Source organism: Microcoleus sp. BROC3, from assembly GCF_036702515.1.
Classification (GTDB): domain Bacteria; phylum Cyanobacteriota; class Cyanobacteriia; order Cyanobacteriales; family Microcoleaceae; genus Microcoleus.
The window spans coordinates 35,458-59,327 of the sequence record NZ_JAUBTQ010000039.1; the positions used below are offsets into that span (position 1 = coordinate 35,458).

General features: G+C 47.3%; 20 protein-coding genes. 11 read left to right on the plus strand and 9 right to left on the minus strand.

Annotation, left to right across the window (positions count from 1 at the left end; all coding sequences use genetic code 11):
• Positions 1–31 precede the first annotated feature (31 nt).
• The gene (ispG, locus tag QUB30_RS22755) at positions 32–1,255 is read right to left on the minus strand and encodes a (E)-4-hydroxy-3-methylbut-2-enyl-diphosphate synthase (protein WP_333337864.1); all 1,224 of its coding nucleotides are present in this window, start codon (positions 1,253–1,255) and stop codon (positions 32–34) included.
• 337 nt (positions 1,256–1,592) lie between these two features.
• Here ispG and QUB30_RS22760 point away from each other — a divergent pair, with 337 nt between their 5' ends.
• The 6 genes from QUB30_RS22760 to QUB30_RS22785 all read left to right on the plus strand — a co-directional run bounded on the left by QUB30_RS22760 (position 1,593) and on the right by QUB30_RS22785 (position 5,217).
• Entirely contained in the window at positions 1,593–2,003 is a 411-nt protein-coding gene (locus QUB30_RS22760; protein WP_333337865.1) for a Pepco domain-containing protein, read from the plus strand.
• A 6-nt stretch (positions 2,004–2,009) separates the two neighbouring features.
• Positions 2,010–3,503 carry a GUN4 domain-containing protein gene (locus QUB30_RS22765; protein ID WP_333337867.1) on the plus strand — a complete coding sequence of 498 codons (1,494 nt, stop codon included), beginning with the start codon at positions 2,010–2,012 and terminating at the stop codon, positions 3,501–3,503.
• A gap of 64 nt (positions 3,504–3,567) precedes the next feature.
• Entirely contained in the window at positions 3,568–3,978 is a 411-nt protein-coding gene (locus QUB30_RS22770; RefSeq protein ID WP_333337870.1) for a hypothetical protein, read from the plus strand.
• Positions 3,978–4,460, plus strand: coding sequence for a type II toxin-antitoxin system HicB family antitoxin (locus tag QUB30_RS22775; protein ID WP_333337873.1), 483 nt, complete (start codon positions 3,978–3,980; stop codon positions 4,458–4,460). The genes QUB30_RS22770 and QUB30_RS22775 overlap by 1 nt, the downstream gene beginning before the upstream one ends.
• 25 nt (positions 4,461–4,485) lie before the next feature.
• Positions 4,486–4,695, plus strand: coding sequence for a hypothetical protein (locus QUB30_RS22780; protein ID WP_333337876.1), 210 nt, complete (start codon positions 4,486–4,488; stop codon positions 4,693–4,695).
• Positions 4,696–4,713: 18 nt separating this feature from the next.
• Positions 4,714–5,217 carry a DUF2243 domain-containing protein gene (locus QUB30_RS22785; protein WP_333337878.1) on the plus strand — a complete coding sequence of 168 codons (504 nt, stop codon included), beginning with the start codon at positions 4,714–4,716 and terminating at the stop codon, positions 5,215–5,217.
• 71 nt (positions 5,218–5,288) lie between these two features.
• Here the strand turns inward: QUB30_RS22785 and QUB30_RS22790 are convergent, their stop codons facing one another.
• The 3 genes from QUB30_RS22790 to QUB30_RS22800 form a co-directional block, all read right to left on the minus strand.
• Positions 5,289–6,263 carry an Rpn family recombination-promoting nuclease/putative transposase gene (locus QUB30_RS22790; RefSeq protein ID WP_333337881.1) on the minus strand — a complete coding sequence of 325 codons (975 nt, stop codon included), beginning with the start codon at positions 6,261–6,263 and terminating at the stop codon, positions 5,289–5,291.
• A 118-nt stretch (positions 6,264–6,381) separates the two neighbouring features.
• A complete protein-coding gene (locus QUB30_RS22795) occupies positions 6,382–6,747 on the minus strand; it encodes a hypothetical protein (RefSeq protein ID WP_333337884.1) in 366 nt (121 codons plus the stop codon).
• 348 nt (positions 6,748–7,095) lie between these two features.
• A complete protein-coding gene (locus QUB30_RS22800) occupies positions 7,096–13,767 on the minus strand; it encodes a translocation/assembly module TamB domain-containing protein (protein WP_333337887.1) in 6,672 nt (2,223 codons plus the stop codon).
• 329 nt (positions 13,768–14,096) lie between these two features.
• Here QUB30_RS22800 and QUB30_RS22805 point away from each other — a divergent pair, with 329 nt between their 5' ends.
• The 3 genes from QUB30_RS22805 to murQ all read left to right on the plus strand — a co-directional run bounded on the left by QUB30_RS22805 (position 14,097) and on the right by murQ (position 17,167).
• Positions 14,097–15,311, plus strand: a complete 1,215-nt coding sequence (locus tag QUB30_RS22805; RefSeq protein ID WP_333337891.1) for a transposase — start codon at positions 14,097–14,099, stop codon at positions 15,309–15,311.
• A 348-nt stretch (positions 15,312–15,659) separates the two neighbouring features.
• Complete coding sequence (locus tag QUB30_RS22810) at positions 15,660–16,034, plus strand: DUF3110 domain-containing protein (protein ID WP_333213049.1); 375 nt, start codon at positions 15,660–15,662, stop codon at positions 16,032–16,034.
• Positions 16,035–16,252: 218 nt separating this feature from the next.
• Entirely contained in the window at positions 16,253–17,167 is a 915-nt protein-coding gene (murQ, locus tag QUB30_RS22815) for an N-acetylmuramic acid 6-phosphate etherase (RefSeq protein WP_333337894.1), read from the plus strand.
• Positions 17,168–17,388: 221 nt separating this feature from the next.
• Here the strand turns inward: murQ and QUB30_RS22820 are convergent, their stop codons facing one another.
• Positions 17,389–17,919: an adenylate kinase gene (locus tag QUB30_RS22820; protein ID WP_333337897.1), complete on the minus strand. Its 531-nt coding sequence runs from the start codon at positions 17,917–17,919 to the stop codon at positions 17,389–17,391.
• Between the two features lie 427 nt (positions 17,920–18,346).
• Between QUB30_RS22820 and QUB30_RS22825 the strand changes: the two genes are divergently transcribed.
• Complete coding sequence (locus QUB30_RS22825) at positions 18,347–19,987, plus strand: bifunctional diguanylate cyclase/phosphodiesterase (RefSeq protein ID WP_333337899.1); 1,641 nt, start codon at positions 18,347–18,349, stop codon at positions 19,985–19,987.
• 99 nt (positions 19,988–20,086) lie between these two features.
• On the opposite strand, the gene QUB30_RS22830 is transcribed toward QUB30_RS22825, so the two are convergent.
• The 4 genes from QUB30_RS22830 to QUB30_RS22845 form a co-directional block, all read right to left on the minus strand.
• Positions 20,087–21,391 (minus strand): CAP domain-containing protein, encoded by a 1,305-nt coding sequence (locus QUB30_RS22830; protein ID WP_333337904.1) that lies wholly within the window; start codon positions 21,389–21,391, stop codon positions 20,087–20,089.
• Positions 21,392–21,466: 75 nt separating this feature from the next.
• Positions 21,467–21,640: a hypothetical protein gene (locus QUB30_RS22835; protein ID WP_333337906.1), complete on the minus strand. Its 174-nt coding sequence runs from the start codon at positions 21,638–21,640 to the stop codon at positions 21,467–21,469.
• Between the two features lie 270 nt (positions 21,641–21,910).
• The gene (nblB, locus tag QUB30_RS22840) at positions 21,911–22,585 is read right to left on the minus strand and encodes a phycobilisome degradation protein NblB (RefSeq protein WP_333337909.1); all 675 of its coding nucleotides are present in this window, start codon (positions 22,583–22,585) and stop codon (positions 21,911–21,913) included.
• Between the two features lie 120 nt (positions 22,586–22,705).
• A complete protein-coding gene (locus tag QUB30_RS22845; protein ID WP_333337950.1) occupies positions 22,706–23,167 on the minus strand; it encodes a CBS domain-containing protein in 462 nt (153 codons plus the stop codon).
• Positions 23,168–23,411: 244 nt separating this feature from the next.
• Here QUB30_RS22845 and QUB30_RS22850 point away from each other — a divergent pair, with 244 nt between their 5' ends.
• Complete coding sequence (locus tag QUB30_RS22850; RefSeq protein ID WP_333337912.1) at positions 23,412–23,738, plus strand: (2Fe-2S) ferredoxin domain-containing protein; 327 nt, start codon at positions 23,412–23,414, stop codon at positions 23,736–23,738.
• Positions 23,739–23,870 lie beyond the last annotated feature (132 nt).

The following is a 23,870-nucleotide window of genomic DNA, read 5'->3' on the forward strand; positions in this document are numbered from 1 at the left end:
CCCCAAACTTCAAAACTAAATCCAGCAAAGCCTACTCTGGTTCAACCCAGCGATCGTCCGATTTAATCAAGTCAATCAATTCTGCCACACCTCGGTCTTCCGGCACCTTCTTAATTTCTTCCCGGCCCCGGTACAGCGAAATATAACCCGGTTGCTTCCCGACGTAGCCGTAATCAGCATCAGCCATTTCTCCCGGGCCATTGACAATACAGCCCATTACTGCTATATCCAAACCGGTGAGATGCTTCGTCGCCTCTCTCACTTTGTGTAACACTTCCTCTAAATTAAACAAAGTGCGACCGCAGGAAGGACAAGCGACATACTCAACCATCGTTTTCCGCAGTCCCAAGGCTTGCAGAATGCTGTAGCAAACGGGAATCTCCTTTTCAGGGGCCTCTGTCAGCGAGACGCGGATGGTGTCGCCGATACCGTCAGCTAACAAAGGTGCCAGGCCTGCGGTGGATTTGATGCGGCCGTATTCGCCGTCTCCTGCTTCCGTGACGCCGAGATGCAGCGGGTAATCCATGCCGAGTTCGTCCATCCGGTGCACCATCAAGCGGTAAGCAGCCACCATCACCGGCGCGCGGGAGGCTTTCAGGGAAATTACGATATTTCGGAAGTCGAGGGATTCGCAAATTTTGATGAATTCCAGGGCGGATTCTACCATGCCTTCGGGGGTGTCGCCGTAGGTAAACAGCATCCGTTCGGCGAGGGAACCGTGATTAACGCCGATTCGCAAAGCTTTGCCTTGGTCGCGCAGGGAAATCACCAGAGGTTCCAGGGTTTCGCGGATTTTTTCGCCAATTTCCGCGAATTCGCTGTCGGTGTATTCGGTTCTGTCTGCTTTCGGCTTCTCGAACACGTAAAGTCCGGGATTGATTCTCACTTTGTCTACGTGTTTTGCCACTTCGAGGGCAATTTTCATGCCGTTGTGGTGGACATCGGCGACGAGGGGCACGGGTTGGTAGGTAGCGTGCAATTTTTGCTTGATTTCGGCTAAAGCTTTGGCGTGGGCCATGCTGGGCACGGTGACGCGGACGATTTCGCACCCTATCTCGTGCAAGCGCCGAATTCCGGCGACTGAACCGTCGATGTCGAGGGTGTCTTCGTTAATCATCGATTGTACGACGACGGGGTAGCCGCCGCCGATGGTGACGCTACCGACTTTGACTGGTCGGGTTTTGCGGCGTTTGATGGTGGTGTCGAAGGTTGGTTGGGTGGAGGGGGTTTTAGTGGGGTTCGGCAGAGTTTGCATAACTGGTTGCTAGGGTTCTGTAATTAGAGTTTATAAAATTGTGTCTGCTGTTTTTTAGGTTTGCACAGAAAGGGTCAGTTTGGGCAATGAGGTTTTGGGATTTAGGATTTTTGATAGAAGTACGATCGAACTTGTAAGTCACATTATGTAGTTTTGGGCGATCCGGCGATCGATTTTTTAGTATTAAAATTTAACATTCCGGGCAGGCAATATGCCCATTCCACAGATGAATCCGGGGGCTTGTTTAACAGTTGATAAATTTTAGGTACAATCTAAGATTATTGTGGGCGATCGCATCTAGCAAAAATATCTAGATAGTTTGGAGTCTTAAACACTTATGCCAGATGAAACGATTTGGATTGTGACAGCCGATACTTCGGATGAGTCTCCTGATGCACCTGGTTCTGATGGTGCGAAGAATGGGGGACATATAGGCGTGGATTGGAGTGATGCTTGGGACGCGCAGCCAAATGAGCCGACCCAAAAGCAGGCGGCAAAAGCGGTTGATAGCTTGCGACTTCACAATGTCAGTATCAAGAAATTAGAAAAAGAATTGGTTGACTTGATGCAAACGGTAGATCAAATGTTCACCCGTGCAGATGCGGAAGCTGACATGAAATCGATCGAGTTATCTGAAATTGATTTATCCGTTGCGATTAACGCCGAGGGTTCTTTCAGTTTAGTCGGTCTGGGAGCTAAAGTTGCAGATACCAGAACTGTCTTGTTGAGATTTAAACGGAAGTCTTAAGGTGAGATGGGAAAAAATTGGGCGATATCAATTGGCATCAATAAATATGAGTTCCTGCAACCGCTGAAGTATGCCAACCGGGATGCACAGTTAATGCAAGAGTTTCTTGTCAAAGAAGCAGGATTTGAGCAAGTCTTGTTCTTCTCTGATGACTCGCCCCACTATACAGGTAAATCGACTCGTCCTTATTTTGTTAATCTAAAAAGAGTTTTGAGGACGATGTTTGAAAAACCATTGATGGCAGATGGCGATAACTTTTGGTTTTTCTTCAGCGGGCACGGGATGCCCCATAACGGGTTGGATTACCTGATGGCTTGCGATAGCGATCCGGGGGATGTTGAACATACGGCGATTTCGATTAATTATGTGACAGAACGTTTGCGTCGCTGCGGTGCTGAGAATGTTGTCCTGATTCTGGATGCTTGTCGTGGGGGTCAAGGAAGTAAATCAGGAGAAGGAATCGGCAATCAATCGGCTGAAGTTGCGCGACAAAAAGGAGTCATTACATTTTTTTCTTGCAGTCCTAATGAGTTGTCCTATGAACTTGATGATTTACAGCAGGGTGCGTTTACCAAAGCATTTCTGGACGGGTTAGGAATTCAAGGTCAATGTGCCACTGTTGAGCGATTGAATCATTATTTGAGTTGGCGAGTGCCGGAACTTATCCGGCTACATAAAAAAAGCGATACGTTACGACAAACACCTTATATTATTGCGGAACCTGTCACAAAATATCACTTAATTCTTTGCCCGCGATATGCAAGTTTACCTGATGTTGCAACGATGAAAAATGATGCTTTTTCTGCTGAAATTTACCAAAATTTTGATTTGGCAGAACAGTTGTGGATTCGGGTGTTAGCTGCATCTTCTGGTGATATGGATGCTATTAAAGCACTAAAAAGAATTGCCATTGCACAACATCAGCGGAGTTCTGAAGATCGTGCTAAAACCGACAAATCTCCCCAACCTGCACCTCATAATTATACTCCTATTGAGGCTGATGTTCCTCTCAAATCTGAGCGAGGAGTAGACTATACAAATCTGCGCGATTTATTGGCCGCCAAAAAATGGAAAGAAGCTGATCAGGAAACGGCGAGAGTGATGTTCAAGGCGGCGGGTAGGGAGAAACAAGGATACCTGAGTACAGAAAGTATTGAAAAATTCCCCTGCGAAGACTTGCGTACCATTGACCAACTTTGGGTAAAATATTCTAACGGTCACTTCGGCTTTAGCGTGCGGAAGCACATTTATCAAAGTTTGGGGGGAACAAGTGAATATAATGTGGAAGTTTGCGAGAGGTTAGGCGATCGCGTGGGTTGGAGACAAAAAAATGAATGGCTTACGTACAAAGACATCACTTTTTCAGAGAAAGCACCAGAAGCTCACCTCCCTTGTCTTGTACATCACTTTTTCATCATAGAAAGCACCAGAAGCTCACCTCCGGCAGGCGCTTGGGTGGGGAAGTGGGTCGTATCTCTTCTCTCGCGTCGAGACTTCTAGACTGTAACATCTAAAGGTTTCAGAACTTTGTTAACTACGGATAGATTAAAGCCACTCGAATACAATGTTAGAAAAAGGTGCAATAAGTGGCAGACCCTTCAATCCTTCCAAAGCTGGCGGAAAGATTCTCAACTTATCTTATCAAAATGTTAAAATTACTGATAAAGGCGTTGCCTTAGTTGAAGCTCATGTTCGCAGATTTAATCCAGTTGGTGAAGCTGAGCTAAGAATGGTTGAAAGGTTAAGAGGTATCACCACCCAAACCCTTGTAGCTGAGCCTGTTGATTTACGCTTTTATACTCACGAGTTACGCGAGTATCTCAGGTATAAAAAGCTTGGCTACCTAACTGGACAACCCGCTGACCCGGATGAGGCTTATGAACTTTGGAACAATGCTCACACAGCTACTCTGGAAGATTATAAATTAAAAGAAGGATTCGGCGTTTTATTTCATCCGAGCGTAGAGGAATTTTGATGAAAAACCTAACTCAATTAACCCAGCTTGAATTAGTGCTGCTGGAATTAGTAGCTAAAGGTCAAGGAAAGTGGAGTTGGTACGAACTCGCGAGTGCACTTTCCCGTCGAGATGTACCGCGAGAACCTGACATGATGGTTGTCTTAAAAAAACTGGCTGCTGATGGCTTGGTTAAACGATATGTAGAAACTAATTCGCCTCGCGACAGATGGGAATTGACGCCAGAAGGGTCTATGGTGTTGGCAAACCCAAAAGCAGATAGTCAAAGCAGAATTATACGTTATGCAATTGCTATCCAGAAATCAGAAAGCAATTATTCTGCTTATGTTCCAGATTTACCCGGATGCGTAGCAACAGGTACAACTATCGAGGAAGTAGAACAGCAAATTAAAGCAGCAATAGTTTTTCATTTAGAAGAGTTGCGTCAATCTGGTTCGTCTATTCCTGAAGCGAGGACTTTATGCAAATATGTTGAGGTTTGATGTAATTAAAACTATCAATTAGTATGTGGATCGTGTTTTAGAAGTTATTGCAGGCAAAATTCGATCGCACTTTCCCATCATCCCTCAAAAATCAAGGCGCGTTAGCGAAGCCCTCGAAGAGGATCGCACTTCACTCGATAAATCTCTCTCGCGGATGATGCGATCGCCCCTCCTCCCCAGCAAAACTAAAAAATGTACTGGCAAATCCCTTCACAGACCCAGGCTCAGCATTTAAAGCATCGGAGGTTTTCCATTGGACGATCGTACAAACTCACCCGCCACCGCTGTTAACAACCGCCGACCTCTAATTATCGCAGGAGTTCTCCTCGGTATCGGTCAATCCGGCTTTTTTGACGGCATTGTGCTGCACCAACTCCTCCAGTGGCACCATATGTTTAGCAGCGTTAAAACCGATACTACGGTTGCTGGTTTAGAATTGAATACCCTCGGAGATGGATTGTTTCACGCTGGGGATTGGTTGGTAACAGTGGCGGGCATCTTCTGTTTGTGGCGTGCGGTGAAGCGCAAAGATGTTCCTTTGTCAACTCAAACTTTTTTCGGTTCAATATTAATTGGTGCTGGATTGTTTGACTTTGTTGAAGGCATTGTTGACCATCAAATTTTAGGAATTCACCACGTCAAACCCGGTATCAACGAGTTAGCTTGGGATTTAGGATTTCTCGCCCTCGGTCTTATTTTAGCGTTCTTAGGTTGGATGCTGCTACAGAGTGAAGTTCCCGCAGATACTAAAGTTTAAATGAATGCAGAGATTGGGAATTCTACCAAATCCGCGTTAAAAATCCCTGACTCTCTGTTTAACTCCTCAGTTCATCCCGCCGCCGACTCCAACCACGCAATCAAATCCTCTTGACTCCGAAAATCCAACAAAGCTTCTCCCAAATCATCTAACTGTTCCGCAGATAACCCCTGGATGCGAGTTTGAACTTCCACTGTAACATCACCCACCCGCCGCACTATCTGACGGATAATTAATCCTATTTCCCCCTCAACTTTACCCCTTTCGATTCCTTGTTGTATTCCCTGTTCGATTCCTTGTTGTATTCCCTGTTCGATTCCTTGTTGTAGACCAATTTCTATCCCTTTCATCACAGACCCAATTTGGTCTTGGATAAACATTTCTCGCTTGTCTACATCATTCAATTCGTCTAGGGTCAAATTTGCTCGGTTGGCAATTCCCAGCGCGGTATTAATCTCTTCAATAGACCCCAATGTCTCTGGTACTGCTTCCAAAGAGGGCGCATTCTTCATAAAATAAATCCATTTTTCCGGCAGAGTTTCGAGTTCATTCAATTCTTTTTTGAATTTCGGTAACTCGACAAACACTAATTTTAACTCGCAGTTGGGATAAACGAATTTCTCTTCGGTTTCTGTGAATTCAAAGTTAGAGATTAGTTTTGTAGTATTTTCAAATAAGATAAAGTCGGTGATGGTTAAAGCAATGACTGGATTTAACTTTAAATAACCTTCTCCGGCTTTGAGCTGAGTAGAATAGGTTTTGGCTGCATTGTATACTACCCGTTTTTCAAAGGCGGCGACGTTGAGTACCTGCATTTCCACAATCACGGTTTTGTTTCCGGTAATCTTGGCTTTGACATCCAGGTAAGTGTCTTTCAATCCTGTAACGCTTCCTGCTGAATAAGGGTCAATTATTTCTAATTCTTGGATGGTTGGTTCTCCGTTATACAGCATTGCATTTAGGAAGCTGATGAGAATTTCTGGATGTTCGGAAGAACCGAATATTCTTTTGAATGCAAAGTCTGTTTTGGGGCTGATGAAGCGCATATTATAGAAGGAAGAGGGAAGAGGGAAGAAGGAAGAAGGAAAATGCAATATTTTAGGGATTTTTAGGTTGGTAGTTGCGCTTTAGCACGCTTAGCGCAACTACGAAGTTTTTCAATTATCAGCCTGTGGCTTGAGTAGTAGCAGCAGCCGACATCACTAGCTTTCCAGTTATATCCATTGTTGCTAGCTTCAGCACTTCATTAAAAGCTAAACCCCGAATTTTGAGTTCCCACCGAATGCCTTTTGCTTTCATTCGCTTGGCTTTCCGCATATCGACATCAGCAGCTTTTTGATGCAAGAGCAAATATTTCATTGCTGCTGTAGCTTCTACTTTTGTGGGAAATGCAATATAGGTGATAAATCCGCCGTTCCAGTGATTGGCGTTGCGGACGCTGCTGATAGTAGCAACTCTCGGACTAAAGCGGTTCCAGTAAAAGTCGCTGTAGCCGATCGACTCTGTTTTTACTTGGAGTTTGTTTGCCATTTGACTTAACTCCTATAACCTTGTGTGCGGGGTTGGCAGTACCAATTTGCTGCTGTTACTATTATAGCAAATTAATTGGGAATGGGGAATGGGTTATGGATAATTGCGATTATCATGTTCGGTTATACCAATTTAAAAACGTCTTGCTACAGTCCTCAATCTAAGACCAATTATTAAAAGTCGCCTCGCGCCGGACACGGCAATGCCGTTTCCCTACCTAATTGGTATTATGTCGCTCGGGATATACGGTGCCATGGCAGAATATGCTATTGCTTCACTCCGCTGTCGCTGCATTCGCCATGACAATTAATGACTAATGACTGCTGACTGTTGGCTGTTGGCTGATGCCTAAAACCTCAATTCATATTCAGCAGTGACGCGGTTGTCTCCTTGAAAATTACTCGAACCTCTGAGTAAAATTTTATCGCTCAATCGATAGCGCACAGTAAATTCAGTCGGTTGATTTGCTGACAAAACTCGAATGATTGATGCTGAAATATTGCGCGTGATGTCAAACCCAACTTCTAAACCTAAACCGAGAGAACCCGCACCAGAACTGGAACTAGCTGTTTGTACTTCGTTGCCTCTAATTCGAGTGGGAAATAAGCGAAATTCGCTCAATCCTGTGGCGTTAGTAATCGCAGATTGAATGTTGTTTAATAAACCCGCACCCGCTAAATTTGCGATCGCCAGTGTACTGTCTCCCTGTCCCAAAGTCTGCACGAAACTGCCGCCCAACAGCGCTACAATCTCTGTTTCCGATCGACTCGGAGAGCTCCTCAACTCCAGACTTTCCGCTAACTGAGAAGCCCTTCCCTGCACTAAGGCTTGAATTCTGACACTCCGCACATTGCCGAAAGTTGTCGGTTCGTCTGCTATTTCAGAGGCTACAGATGCGCCGGGAGTGCGGAACCGCGTTACTTCCTGCACCGAAGTTGCTAATCTCACATCCAGCGTCGGATCGAGTCCTTGTGTTGGTATAAAGGTCGCAGTCTGCGGGTATCCTCGATCGAGTCTAAACTGCGTTGTAAACAAATTCACCGACCCGGAAGTCAACCGAATCGTACCCTCCGGGCGAAGGTCATCTAAAGTTCCGTTCACCGTCAAGCCCCCAGTCGCCTGAAAACTCAATATCGGCGCACTTGTTACCCGAATTCCCCGGCCCAAATTCAGCCGCAAATCGTTCAGTCCAACTTCAAAGGAAGGGGAAGGGGAAGGGGAAGGGGAAGGGGAAGTCGCAGCAGAAGGGGAAGGAGAAACCTCAGTCGTAGGGGAAGCAGAAGGAGAAACCTCAGTCGCAGGAGAATCAGAAGCAGAAGAGGAAGAAGCTAACTCAGTTGTGCCGCCGGGACTCCGGAGAAAGACTTCGCCGTTGTACAGTTCAATATTACCGCTCAACTGCGGACGCCTAACCGTGCCCCTTGCCTGCACTTGACCGACTACGCCACCGCTGTACAATCCTCTGAGATTCAGTGCTAACTTGTCGAGATTCACAGCCAGGGGATTATCCGCATCGACATCGCCCTCAGCGAAGGGCACAGACAGCGGAATCACGCCCTGGGCCACAACTTCTCCCTGACTCAACTGTCCCCGAATTCCTTCTACCCGAATACGATCGCCCTCAAAGCGCACCGTCCCAGTCAGCCCTGTCAGCGGTTCTGGGAAGGCTTGCGCGCGGACGGTTGCATTTTCAAAATTCGCAATTCCTTGCGCTACAGGGTCTTGCAGCGTCCCTCCGACGCGAATTTGCACCTGTCCCTGACCGCTGACCCACGCAACTTGCGGAGTCAATACATTAATAATTGCCAAACCTTCATTTTGCAAATTCGCCCTCAAATCGATTTGATTGCTGTCAGCTTTCACGGCTGCAAACGGCAACTCAAAAGGCAAACTTCCCTGCACTTCAATCGGTTCGGTTTGAGTTACCAAAGCGCTGCCGCCAAAATTCAGGCGGGCGTTGCTGTAACTGAAACTGCCGTCGGCTTGTTTAATCGGTTCTCCGTTTAGCGTACCCTCAAGCAAACTCAATTCCCCGGTGGCTTGCGGGTTTTCCAAACTGCCGGCCAAATTCGCCCGCAAATTCAAATTTCCCGTGACATCCACGAAAGGCAATTCCACCAGTTTTGCCAACTCTTCCACGGGTACATTTTCTACCCGCAACTGCCCGGACTGAGCTTTTTGCCCGAGTTGTCCGGAAAAGCCGATCGCACTTTTTCCCGATCGAATTTCTAAAGGCAAAACAGTTAAAATTCCGTCCTGAAAACTGCCTTGAATGCTGAACTTTTCAGCGACATATTGTCCCCACTGCCAGTTATCGCCTTTCACGTTAAATTGAGCTTGCACGCCCGTTTGCAAAGAACCGGCGACAGCAATTTCCGCGCCAAAAGTGCCTTGCAATTGAGATAGCGCAGGCAATTTTTCTGATGATTTTACTGCCTGCTGCTGCTGCAAAATTGTTTCTATTTCTGCCAAGCGGCGCAACTGTACAATTAGCGGGGCATCCGGTTCTCCCACTGCCACAGTTTGCACGTCGCCGCTGTCACCGTAAACAGGAGGTTTTAAGCCTCTAGCCAAGTCGCCTAAATTGAAATATTGCAAAGCGGCTAAAACCTGCTGCAAATTGCCTTGCTGTACGTTAACTTTGCCGGCAAATTGCGGGTTGGCACCTGTTTGAACATTGCCGGAAATTAAGTATTGACCGCTGCCTTGGCGGAATATGCCATTTGTGAGAGTGGCGCTGCCGTTAGCGTAGCTAAATTCGGCTTGGAAACTGTCACCTTTAATGTAGCCGATCGCCGGTTGGGCGATCGCAATTTGTCCGGTTGCTTGCAAAGTCGCCGGATTTAACGGCAGCTTCCAACCGGGCACATTTACTTGTCCCGAAACCGTACCGGTTATCGGCCCCAAACCCGCCTCTTTACCGGGTGATAGATTCAAAGCAGCCAGGGGAAAATCGCTTAAATTAACTCGCAAAGTTTCTCCCTCGGTTTGGCCCCTAGCCACGGATTCCCCGCGTTGAATTAAGAAAGATGTCGGCAGAAAAGATTGATTTAAAGCTACTTCAATTTTGTCTTGGCGACCGGCCAAACGCAAATCTACACTTTTCCCAGCATCCGCATTCACACTCCCCGCCAGTACCGGGTCAAAAGCGATTTGATTTACTGCTAAATCCCGCACTTCCACGTCGCCAACTAAGCTGAGGGCGGCGAGGGTTCCGGTGAGGCTGCCGATAAAATCTACATTGCCGCGCAGGGGTGGGTTTTGCTGTGAGGAATTTTTGTTCGCAATTGCAGACAAAAATTCTAACTGTTCTGCTGGTAAAGCTTCCAGGTTAAAGTTGGCGAGTCTGACATCTAAATCTAAGTTGGAAATCGAAGGCACTCTTTTACCTTCGAGTTCGACGTTAACAAAGCCGTTTGCTGTCAAACCGGGAGTTGTGGCGTTCTCAATTTCCACCCGTTTGCCGTCCCAATTAAATACTGCCTCAAAAGGTTGTTTCAAAAACGGCAATTCCGAGATGCGGAAACTGCCACCGGCGCGAACTGTTTGTGGGGAAGCGGCAATCGGGCCGGATAAATTGATATTGCCGTTAAACAGTCCTTGAAGCTGGGGGAGATTTTGGGCACCTGAGACTACACCTCCGGTTTGCAAGCTTTGTCGCTGCGACTCAAAGGTTTGCTGGAAGCGACTTAGAGCAATTTGCTCGCCCTCAATTGACGCGCGCCAATTCCCCGATGCGGCGCTGCCTTTAGCATTGACAATTCCTCCGCCGTTGGCGAGTCGAATTTGTCCGTCGCCGTTGGCGGTGATGCCGTTGGCGGTTAGATTATCTACTGTTCCCAATATGCGGACTTGGCCGTCGAGGGTTCCCTCAATTTCTGGCGGTAAATCCGCTGTCAGCAAACCTGTTTGTTTGAGGGTTTGTTCTAAATTACTGATGGCAATTCCGTTTGTTTCCAGCAATGCTTGCAAGTTGCCGTTTTCTAATTTTGCCGTAGTATCGATCGCCCCGAGTCGATCGGCCAAAATCCGTCCTTGTCCGCTAGCACTAATTCCTTTGGCTGTCAAGTTATCCAAACTACCCGCTGCTTGGAATTCGCCGTTAACTCGGCCGTCAAATCCTTTAGGCAAAGTCGCCGTTAGCGGAAACAGTTGGAGATTGCGAACCGTTTGTTCTAAGCGACTGAGAATAACTCGATCGGCATCGGCGAAAGCTTGCCAGCGTCTGTCTTCTAATTTACCTCTAAAAGCGACAGTACCGTCGGCTATATTGAGTTGGCCGCTGCTGTTGACAGAAATATCGGCGGCGGTTGAATTATCAAGATTGCCGCTGGCTTGGATTTGATTCGATATTTGTCCGTCTAACGATTTTAGATTTTGGATTTTGGATTTTAGATTGTTGAGGTTGGCGACTGTTTGGGGATTGTCAGCAGTGAAAGCCAAGCCAACATCTAACAAGGGCAATCCTAAATTTACCAGACGGCTGATGGAAGTGCGATCGGTTTCTGCCGTTCCCTGCCAATTTCCCTCTGCCAATTCTCCTTTAAAATTAACATTGCTGTCGGCAAGATTGAGTCTGCCGTTGCCGCTGGCATTGATGCTGCTAGCCGTCAAATTGTCAAGACTTCCCGATGCTGTAAATTGACTCGATAGCAGTCCGTCGATCGATTTTAGATTTTGGATTTTGGATTTTAGATTGTTGAGATTGGCAGATTGCTGATTTTCGGGATTGAATGCTGAAGCTACATCTAAAATCGGCAGTGTCAAATCTACCAAGCGGTCGATGGAAGTGCGCTCGGTTTCTGCTGTTGCTTGCCAGTTTCCCGCTACCAATTCTCCATTTAAGTTGACATTGCTGTCGGCAAAATTGAGCCTGCCGTTGGCATTAACATTGATTCCCCCTGCAGTCAAATTGTCAACATTTCCCGCAGCTTTAAATTCACCTGCTAGCTGTCCGCCGAGCGATTTTAGATTTTGGATTTTGGATTTGAGATTGTCTAGATTGGCGGTCGTTTCCCGTGTTAAAAACGGCAACCCAATATCAATCAATTGATTGACAGCTACTTTTTCAGTGTTGCCAACAACTTGCCAGTTACCCGATTCAAGTTCGCCATTAACATCAACTATACTGTCAGCTATATTCAGCGTTCCTTTGCCCGTCGCAGCGATCGCATTTAAACTCAAATTGTCCAGAGTTCCCGCAGCTTCGACAGTTCCGCTGAACAAACCTGCTAGTTCAGGAGGCAAATTAAGCCCCGGTACGACTTGCTGCAAACGGTTAAGGGCCACGCGATCGCCCTCGATGATAGCTTGCCACTGGCGGTCTTTTAGCGCAGCATCCACGTTAACAGAAGCGTCGCCAATTTTCACAACCGTATTTTGCAAATCCGCCGAATTCCTTGCGGCTCGAATTTCGCCCGCAGCCGGGAAAGTTGCTTGCGGTGCTTGCCATTGAACTCTCGCTTGAATGTTGTCTAACGGGCCGAAAATTTGAGCTTTTGCGGAGACATTGCCAATATTAACACCAGCAGGAATTGGGAGAGCGTAAATTTTGGCGATCGCGTCTCCGGGTACATTTTCAACTTGTAAATCAAACACCAAACCCGATCGCGAATTCTCACTTCCCAACGCAATATCAACTTCACCTTTGCCGCCAATTTTACCACCCGCCGCCGGCCCTACCAAAATATCGTTCAAAGTCAAAGCTAAAGAGGAAAACGGGGGAATAGAAGATTGAGCATTGGGATTTGGGGTTTGAGCCATTCTCCCCCGTTCCAATTTGAAATTAGTGCTAATATTGTTTAATTGCAGTCGATCGACTGTAGCGGGTTTTGTCGAGGCGATCGTACCTGTCAGCACCGGCATTGCAACTGTTCCAGTCAGCTTGGCATCGGCCTTCACTTCTCCCGCCACAGCCACGGGTAATACTACTTTCTTCCCTAACTCTGTTTCCACCGCGCTGACAACACTTGCGAAAGCGACTGGTTGCACGTTAGTTGCCAGATTGAAGTTAGCTTGCTCCAAATTAAAATTAGCTCCAGTGGCAACTGTTCCTGCTATCCTAAGCGGAATTAAACCGTAATTACCCGCCAGACTATCGACAATCAAATTAGTTCCCTGAAACCGCAACTGACCGCTGCTATTTTGTACGAGCTGTTTCAGCGGAGAAATACTCGCTTGCACTCCTCCAAAACTAGCCGTTCCAACAATTCCCGATACTTTATTGTCTCGCAATTGCACGGTCAAATTGCCATTAGCCAGACCTTTTTGTAAATAAATACGGGGAAGTTTCAGCAAGCGAGCGAGGTCGGGCAAAGGCAAATTTTGACCTTGCAACTGCACGTTAGTTTGAGCTACAGGTAAGAGAGAATCAGCTTTAACTATAAAATTGTCGCTGTTAGTAAACTGACCGTTTAGTTCGTAGAGAACGCGCTGATTTTGGTCGCGAAATAGAGCGCTGCCATTTTTCAAGCTTACAGAAATCGGAGCCGAAGTTTTCTGTCCGACTGCGGGACTCGGCACCAAAACTGCGCCAACATTTTCAGCTCGAATTGCCTCAACTTCAGTTTTAAATAAACCCGGAGATTTGCCCTCCCTAGTTGGAATATTAACCCAGCGGCCTTTAGCATCCTGTTCGATATAAGCGCTGGCTTTAACTAAAGTAATGTCTAATTTGAGAGTGCGGTTGAACAGCAGTTGCCAGATTGAAAATTGCACTTCCACTGCTTCTGTAGAAGCGTAATCGGGATCGGTAGGAGTTGCAGGTAAAGTCGATCGGCCAAACCGCAAACTTGTCGGAGAAAATCTCTCCAAACGTCCGATTTGCACAGGCCGCTTCAGCAACTGACTGACTTCAGTTTCCACCAAAGGAGCTAACTTTTCCCGCACCCACGCCTGTGCTACCGCCACCCCAACCAATCCGAAAATGGTCAATCCCGTACCGCTAAGCAGCACCAGACGCCACCAGCCGCGGTGGGGGCGGGGTGCGAGTTGATTTGTGTCATCGTGCGAGTTAGTCATGGGTGTTTCTCATAGCTTGTGAGAATTCAGGAATTGAGGAAATCAGAGGGTTTTAGACAGGTATAATTTCTGTGATTCGTAACCGTGCCTTCTGCCTTTGGTAGACTCAGGACTGAGGCGGTTCGTGCCGATGGCGCGTTAGCGAAGCCCTCCTAGAGTATCGAACGAAGGCTGATTCGCGCCCCTACTCTAGGGTAGACTCCCGAAAGCTTTACCGAAAAATTGGGTTTAAAGCCCCGTCCTTCTAGGACGGCTTTCTCTTTAAATACTGTAGCTTAAGAAGCGATGCAACGTTTTTTAAGCTATAGTAAATAGAGGAGGTGCTGCAAGTGTTTAGTCTGACATACGAATACAAACTCAAACCCACATCAGCGCAAGTTGCCCGATTTGAAGACTGGCTCGAACAATGTCGGCGCGTCTACAACTATGCATTAGCCGAGCGCAAAGATTGGTTTAAATCTCGTAGCTGTCAGATAAATGCTTGTTCTCTCCAGTCCGAATACATCATTCCAGCAGAAACCAAACGCCCTACTTATGCGAGTCAATGCCAGACATTAACAGCCTATAGGAAAACTTCTGGGAACCTACAGCGAGTGCAATCTCAAGTTCTACAACAGACGCTTCGTCGGTTAGAACAAGCATTCGTCAGCATGTGGGAGCAAGGACATGGTTTCCCTCGATTCAAGAAGAGTGGAACCATGCGCTCTTTCGTTTTTCCTCAAGTTGGGATAGATGCCGTAAGAGATGGCGCTATCAAGCTACCTGTAATTGGCTGGATCAAGTTCCGCCAATCGCGTTCTATTCCTGATGGCGCAAAGCTAAAACAGGTTCGGATAGTGAGACGTGCTAGCGGATGGTTTGCCATGTTGACATTGCAGTGGGATGTATCCGTTCCAGATGTCATGCCACATGGCGAAGCGCTTGGAGTAGACGTTGGAATTAGTCACTTTGCTGCGGTTTCTAACGGTAAGTTGTTCCCCAATCCCAGACCTTTCAAGAAGCTCGAACGCAAGCTTAGATTACTGCAACAGAGAGTATCGAGAAAAGTTAAGGGGTCGAATAACCGCAAGAAAGCGCAAGTTAAAGTCAGCAAACTGCACCAACGAATTGCAAATACTCGGAAAAACTACTACTGGCTCGTAGCTCACAATCTCTGCGATTGGGCGGGGATGATATTTGTGGAAGGTTTGAAACTCAAAGGTCTAGTGCGAGGCTTCTTAGGGAAGCACTGCTTAGACGCTGGATGGGGACAATTTTTTCAAGTATTAGAGCAGTGCTGTCGCAAACGCGGAGTGTTCTTTCTTAAGGTTGACAGCAAGAAAACCAGTCAGATATGTCCTAACTGCTTAGTCGAGACGGGCAAGAAGCAGCTCTCAGAGCGTATTCATTCGTGCCAACATTGCGACTATACGACGGATAGAGACGTTGCAGCCGCTCAAGTAGTTCTCATTCGAGGACTTGCAGCCGTGGGACACACGGTCAAGATGCTTTCTGAGGGTAAAGCGATTGCGCTCCCGGCGATGAAAGAATCCTCTTCCTTATAGGGCGGGGAGTGTCAACGAACTTAATCAAAACACGCAACACCACCTAAAACCAAGTCCTCCAACTCCCCCAAATCTTCTAGATTCCCGCCCCAGGGCAGGATCGGTGGTCAATCTAAAATCTAAAATATAAAATCTAAAATCCTCTAGATTCCCCCCCCAGTGCAAGATCGGGGGTCAATCTCCAATCTAAAATCAAAAACCTTGTCGCCGACATCCCCCAAATCATTTCGCGGACGCCCGGGCAGGAGCGCTCGTCAATCTAAAATCTAAAATCTAAAATCTAAAATCTAAAATCGTTCGATCGCTCCTAAGATAAAAAAACGGTGGTTAAGAAGGTCTTTAAAACTTATGCGAGTGTTCGTCTTACTCTTCAATGCCCGCACCGAGAATGAGGGAATTCATACCATTCAACTCGGCGATCGCAACAAAGTTCTGATGTTTGAGTCAGAAGACGACGCCACCCGCTTTGGCGTGATGTTGGAAGCTCAGGATTTCCCCGAGCCCACGGTTGAGGCGATCGACGAGGAGGAAATTAAGGAGTTCTGCGACAGTGTTGATTATGATTGGGAACTTGTGCCCGCGGGCGCGCTGGCTATTCCGCCAGAAGACAATGTAACACAGACTCAGTGGCAGCCGGAGTCCGAGCCCGAGCCCGAGCCTGATTCTGAGGTTTCCCAAAACGAGCTGGATTCTATTCGCCGCCGACTCGAAGGACTTTTGTAATAGGAAGTTCGGCAACGAGTAGTGTACGGGATTTAACGGATGGATATTGAGGCTCGAGGTGAAGAGGGAAGAGGGAAGAAGGATAAATTTGATATCTTCCAGCGCGATCGATCCTAGGCTCAATTTCTAGATACAGGCTTCCAGGCTGAACCGGGGACTCTTTATGTCTCTTGACTTCGCTTGCTAGCCGACAACTGACAATTAACAACTGACAAAAAATGAAGAATTTGGAAGAACGGGGTCATCTGCTGACTGAACAGGTGAATGCCAACAGCGAGAATTTAGACCAACTCAGTTCGATCGAATTAGTGGACTTGTTCAACCGGGAAGACGCCCAAACCTTAAGCGCGATCGCCCGCGCCCGCGAACAGTTAGCCCGAGCGATCGACATTGCAGCCGAGTCTCTGCGTCTAGGAGGCCGCCTTTTTTACGTCGGTGCGGGTACTTCCGGGCGTTTGGGGGTGCTGGATGCGGCCGAGTGTCCCCCCACCTTCTGCACGCCGCCAGAACTCGTACAGGGCATAATTGCCGGGGGTGCGGGGGCTTTGGTGCGGAGTTCGGAGGATTTGGAGGATCGGGCTGAGGATGGGGCCGAGGCGATCGCCCACCGTCAAATTACCAACTTAGATGTGGTTGTCGGGATTACCGCTGGGGGTACGACGCCCTTTGTGGCGGGCGCTTTGCAGGCGGCGCGCCAGCGGGGGGCGAAAACTGTGTTTATGGCCTGCGTACCCGTCGAACAAGTGAATTTTGAGGCTGATGTTGATATTCGGTTGTTGGTTGGCCCGGAGGTAGTGGCGGGTTCGACGCGCTTGAAAGCCGGTACGGTGACAAAAATGGCTTTAAATATCATTTCGACTGGGGTAATGGTGAAGCTGGGGAAGGTTTACGGCAATCGGATGGTTGATGTGGCAGTAACTAATAAGAAATTGCGCGATCGGGCTGTGCGGATGTTGCAGGATTTGACTGATTTGAACCGGGATGAGGCGGGTTTTTTGCTCGAAAAAAGCGGCAAGTCGGTTAAATTAGCTTTGATGATGCACTGGACTAATTTGGAAAAGGAAGAGTGCGATCGAATTTTGGGCGAATTTCAAGGCAATTTGCGATCGGCTGTAGGATCAATTCGTCAGTAGTCAGTAGTCATGAGTTATTGGCGATTAGTTATTGGTTATTAGTTAGACGTGTCCGGTCAATTCCCTCGGCTTCGCTTCGCCCATAATTGCTGTAGGGGCAGGTTAACCAACGATCTATTGACAATAACAGATGCGGTAAACCCGCCCCGACGAAGGTATCGCGGTCAGTCGATCGGACATGATATTATTGGTTATTGGTAGCAGCTAACAAATAACAGCAGTCAACTGTCAACTGTCATTAACACTATCGAGTCAAAAAATTGTGAAATCTCTTCAGTGGATCTGATGTGATAAACACTTTTGGTATTTTGAGCGCGATCGACATACTCGCGATATCTGGGAGTCAAATACTTGTGACACAACCAAAGAGCGCGGTAACTATTAATTGAACTCTTCAATATCGGACTGTTTTCAGGCCAGCCTTCTGGCGGTATAAAGCTACCTGAAATCAGCCGTTTAGTCACCCACCAAAAATGCACGTATAGCGGTAAATCGACAAAAACCAGACTATCCGCTTCATTGAGTCGCAGCCAGAGGGTTTCCCTGCAACCAAACCCGTCAATAATCCATCGATCGGTCGCCAGAATTTTCTCATGGGTATGCTTGTATTCTTCATAGTTCACCTCAGCGCCCCCAGATTGATATTGAATCTTATCCAAGATGTAAAGTGGCAAACCAGTGATTTCCGATAATCTCTTGCTGAGAGTTGATTTACCGCCTCCAGCATTGCCAAACACGGCTACTTTTTTCATAGTTACCCTTTTAGTAATTTAGTCATTAGTTATCAGTAGCGGACTAAAAGCTGAAGGTCGATCTAATTGGGAGCTTTCAAAAAAGTCAATTTCGGTGATTTTTGGCGCGGATCATTGACGTTTTTGAGAAAGGCGATTAGGGTAAGTATATATACTTATTTTTTGGCAATTGCTTGGATATTTTATCAGACAAGCGATCGCGGCCAGGTATTGTCGATCGATTTGTAAAAGATCTGTCAAATCTAAGGCGATCGCTCCTTAGTTAAAAAAGCCGTTTCTGAAGCCAACGCACCTAGTACGAGACTGCTGGATACTCTACCCACTTTGAAATTTCAAACCGAGTCCTATGCAACCAAAACATAACCTTAACCTATACTCATTCTTGGCGTATCTCCCCTGGCTGAAGAAAAGCTACACTGCCAAAATTATGCTGGTTGCATTTTTAGGCACGCACGTTCCTTTGCTAACCTTAATGGTTTGGTTTCTTACCTCAAACGCTTACTCTGTAGAGACATCAGTCGGGGTTCTGCTGGTTGCTCTGCTGGCGACATTAGCGGGTACGGCAGCAACGCTTTATACGCTGCGCTACCTCCTTCTGCCGGTAATCTTAACCTCGGAGGCTCTACAAAACTACCTCGATACAAGAACATTGCCGAACTTACCCACAGAGTTTGCTGATGAAGTCGGTACGCTGATGGCAAATTCCTCACAAACGCTTTACAAACTAGATGAATTGATTCATTACATTACCCACTACGATGAACTGACTGGATTGCCCAATCGTGACTTATTCTGCGATCGCCTGAATCAAACCCGATCTCAAAATCACTCACCCTTGGTAGCAGTTCTGGTATTGGGTATCGACGATTTCACGGGGATGCGCCATTCGTTGGAGCCTGGGATATGGGACTTACTAATTAGAGCCGTTTCCCAGCGGGTGGTACAGTGCATGGATCGGTCAGATGTCTTGGCGCGTTTGGGCGACGGTGAGTTTGCGATCGCTCGCAGCGAACTCCCCTCGCTGGAGAGTGTGGTCAAGCTATCCCAACTGCTGCTGAGTACGCTAGCAAAACCTTTCTCTGTAGAGGGCCAACCGATCCACCTCACCGCCAGTCTTGGCATTACATTGAACCATTTAGAAAATACCAATTCTGCAGAGCAACTTCTTCAGCAAGCTCACTTCGCACTTCATCAGGCAAACCAGCAAGGGCGGAGTCACTATCAGTTTTATTCACCCGAAATGAACGTTCAGTTACAGGAGCGACTGACCCTAGAAAATAGCCTGCGCGGAGCGCTGGAGCGTAACGAACTACTGGTTTACTATCAACCGCTGATCGACCTCGACAGCGGACAGGTGACAGCAACGGAGGCGCTGGTTCGCTGGCAGCATTCTACAGAGGGTTTGGTCTCTCCGGCAAAATTTATTCCGATCGCCGAAGCAAATGGCGAGATCGTGCCCATTGGTGAATGGATCTTGCGAACGGCTTGCGCTCAAACCCGTAGCTGGCAACTGACTGGGCTGCCAGCGCTGCGGATTTCGGTGAATCTGTCGGCTCGACAATTTGAGCAGGCGAATCTGGTTGAGATGGTTCGCCAAATTTTGGCCCAGACGGAACTAGAAGCTGCGTATTTAGAACTGGAAGTGACTGAAACTGCCTTGATGACTGACATTGAGCGATCGGTCAAAATCTTAATGCAACTGCGAGAACTTGGCGTGTCCCTCGCCCTAGACGACTTTGGCACGGGTTATTCTTCCCTCAACTACCTGCAACGGTTTCCGGTTAATATGCTCAAGATCGATCGGTCGTTTGTCCGAGATGTACTGTCTAACCCGGACAGCGCCACCATTACTGATGCCATCATTGCTCTGGCAAAAAGTCTGCGATTAACGATCACCGCAGAAGGCATTGAAACCAAGGAGCAGCGTGATTACCTGCAAGCGCGAGGCTGCGATGAAGGTCAAGGGTTTTACTTCAGTCGCCCTGCTAACGCTGACACGATCGCCAAACTGCTAAAAGACTCGTTTCAGTCTGAGGAAGCATCTATCCCTATTGCCAGCCACTTTTAAGCTGCACCATTGGCTTTCACTGGGAGTGCGATCGTAAAGCGCTCTCGTTTTTAGATTCCTGACTTCTCCAAGAAGTCGGGAATCTGGGTATGCTGTTTTTTAGGCGTTGACAAAAACAGAAGATGTAAGCTGACTTTGACTTACACCCTGCACGATTCCCAAATAATTACTGCCAGACTTAATCGCCGTAGAAGCGATGCTTGCGCCTCCATCCAACTGCAAACTCACAGCTTCAAAAGTCAAATTTGCAAATCCGATACCGTCCGTCAAACCAATTTTATCCCCGATCGCAAAATCGGTAATCACATCTGCACTAATTAAAGTAGCCGCCGCAGACAAACCTCCTGCTAAGATAAACGTATCATTTCCAGCACCGCCCGTCAGAATATCTTGCCCGCGATCGCCCGCCAACAAATCGTCGCCGTTACCGCCAATCAAGATATCATCTTCTTTGCCGCCGCGAATAGTATCGTTACCGTCAGATCCGATTAGCCGATCGTTATCGTTGTTGCCGCTGATAAAATCATTGCCAATACCGCCATCAATTGAATCCGATTCTTTGCCGCCCGACAAGCTGTCATTGCCACCTGCGCCATTAATTGTATCCGCACCTTGCATTCCATTAATGCTATCAGCACCTTCTCCCCCAATGATATTATCTTTGCCGGAAAGGGCAAAAATTGGCAATCCCGCAGCATTTGTCGGTATTTGAGTATCGGCACTATCTGATAGGAAATAATTGCCGCCGCTGGCTGTATTTTTGGGTGCTGTCGTCGGGCTGCCGTCCCCTGTAGCATTGGGTATTGGCGAAATAATCGATACCAACGTGTTGGGAGTCGGTGTGGGAGTCGGTGTGGGAGTTGGTGTGGGAGTTGGTGTGGGTGCGGGATTGACGCTACCGTCAATAGAAGTCGCAAAAACTTGCGTCCAATAGTGATTCCAATTTTCTGTGCCAGTATCGTTGGCTAAGAAATAGTAACCGATGCCAATTTCTTTGAGATTGGGGTTAAGGATATTGGCACGGTGGCCGGGACTGTCGATCCACCCTTCTATGACTTCTTCAGGTGTAGAATATCCTACACCAATATTTTCCGCTGCAGCTCCATCCGCAAATTTATAGCCCGTTGCAGTCACCCGACTTGCTAATGACGAACCATCTTTCCCGGTATGCGAAAAGAAGTCTTGCAGTGCCATATTTTGGCTGTGATTTTCCGCCGCATTTAGTAACTGAGTATTTAAGGTTAGCGGGGATAAACTCAATTTGCCGCGTTCTATGTTGGTAAGTTCTAAAACTCTATAAATAAAGTTTTGATTGGTTGGATCTGGTGCGACTTGAGAGGCCGATCGCTCTCCTGTTAAAATGTCCGAGGACTGAGAACCGGAATTTTGTAGTTGTTCAAGCATGGGGATGATCGAGAGTTTTAAGACTTGGTTTTGCTGGTAGATGGCTTACCGTCTTAACGATAGTTTCCCCGATCGCTAGCTGGTTGGGTACAATTCAATAATTGTGTTAATCCCTGCCGCTACTGTATTTATTTTAATTATAGCTTTTGTCAAAGTGGGGATGTCAAGAGACAGACTCAGGTTTGGATTGAGAAGAGTGCGATCGACTTTGAGGAGAGTTTCTCGGAAATTCGCGATCGCCAGTGGCATCAATACAATTTTAGATTTTAGATTTTAGATTTTAGATTTTAGATTTTTCCTGATTAGTTTAGTATGGTTTACGCTGCACAGCCCGCTGGCTGGCTAGAAACCCGGTTTCTAGGAGTTTTGCAGACAAAAACGAGCAATATAGGAAGAAACCGGGTTTCTGAATTCTATGTGCGATCGCGAACGGAGTTGTTACTAGAATCCGCACAAAAAATTCTAAATGAATTCAAAATTCACAACCGCGCAGGCTTGTTCGCGATCGCCAAAGCAATCTCAAGATTTCAAACTATTTTGTTGTCCGGCTTTAGCCTCCTGAGCAACTTGTTCAACCTCATCTTTGGCGAGAATTTCCAAAGCCGCCTCTGCTTCTGTACCGCCCAACCGCCCGAGAGCTTGGGCTACTCTGTAACGGATCTGCCAATCTGCATTGGAAGCGTAGGGAAGCAGCAGCGGCAGCGCCCGTCGATCTCCCAATTCACCTAATGCGCTGATGGCAATGGTTTGGATCAATTCGTTTTCAGAAGTCAGGGCATTTTCTAACATGGGAAAGGCTTTGGGATCTCCCATTTCTCCCAAAGCAGCAACGATGCTCAGTTGTACCAGCCATTCAGAGGTACTGCTATAAACTTGCTGCAAATCTTCTAAAGCATCGGTTAATTTCAATGCGCCCAAAGCATCGGCTGCTGCTGCTTGCACGTCGGGTTCGGGGTCGTTGTGCAGGCTGTCGAGCAGTACCTCTAAAGCATTCGGCAGATTCTGCGTGCCGAGGGTTGATATCTGGCTGACTGCTGCGTAGCGAACGCGGACGTTTTTGTCGCCGATCGCGCTTTGAATCAGTTTATAAGCAATCGCGGGTTCTAGTTGCCGCAGTTGGTTGACTGCTCGCAGTCTTTCGCCAAAATCCTCGGAATTCAGCAATTGTTCGACAGACTCAGGGGTAATGCTCATCGGATTTTAGATTTTAGATTTTAGATTTTAGATTTGGTAATTGGTAATTGCCAAAAGCGAGCGAGATTTAAGGAGCGATCGACTCATTTTCTGATACAGTCCTGGAACTGCAACCGTTAATTAAGATTCTGCAGCCATCGATCGGATAATATCTCCCCTAGTGAGGATGCCGATTACTTTGCCCGCAGTATCGACCACCGGCAATCGGTGGATACTGCGATCGTGCATCAGTTTGGCAGCTTCTTGGACAGATTTGTCGGGCCCGATGGTAACTGGTTCTTTACTCATCGCTTCTCCTACTGTTTGTCCTAAAGCCTTGTGGAGGTCTCGCTCGTAACGAGATGGATTTTCCAAATAAATCACGCTGTCGAGCACCATGATGTAAGCGGGCGGAGTTACGCCGGTTTCGCGCCACATCAAGTCGGTTTCGGAGATGACTCCTACCAACAAGTCATTCTCATCTACGACGGGAAGACCGCTAATGCGTCGATCGGCTAAAATTTTAATCGCTTGGTTCAAGGGCATTTCGGGTCGCGCCAAAATCGGCTCGCGGCTCATTACATCGGCTACTGTTTTTGGCATGATTGGCGGTTGATTGAGTTGTTGCTCTAAATCGATCATATCGGGAAACGGCGGCACAGACTGAAGAAAGGCAGCTCTGCTGAAGGGATTCGTTAGAAGGTAGAAGGAAGGAAAAATTTTGAGTGCCATAATTTTGCTATTTTTTTCGATCGCACTGTAAAATTCTGCCCTTTGCCTCCCTCCGGCGGGCGATCGGGCTGGCAAGATAGTTAAGATATATTAAACAGCCGATAAATCCTTAGCGATGCCAGAATCTCCAACCTCAGAACCAGACTCCCAACCAGAACCGCGCTGTGTATTGGTTTGCCAGTATCAATCTTGCCTGAAAAACGGTTCAGCAGCAGTGCTAGCTGCTTTTGAAGCTCAACAAGTTGCAGGGGTAACAGTTGAGGCCAGTAGCTGTCAGGGACAGTGCAACACTGGCCCGACTGTACGAGTTACCCCTGACGAAATTTGGTATTGTCGAGTTAAACCGAGTGATGTGCCGTTGATTGTGGAACAGCACCTGAAAGGGGGAAAACCTGTAGAGGCGCTGTTCAATCCGAGAATTCATATGCGTTATTATTATTAGTTTTGACTTGATGGAAGTGCCAATTCCCAGCTCTCGCGCATCTAATTTGAATAGTTATTACAGCAGATTGCAAGTTTATGAAGTACACCGAGCGATCCCCGTAGGGACACGGCATTGCCGTGTCCCTACAAG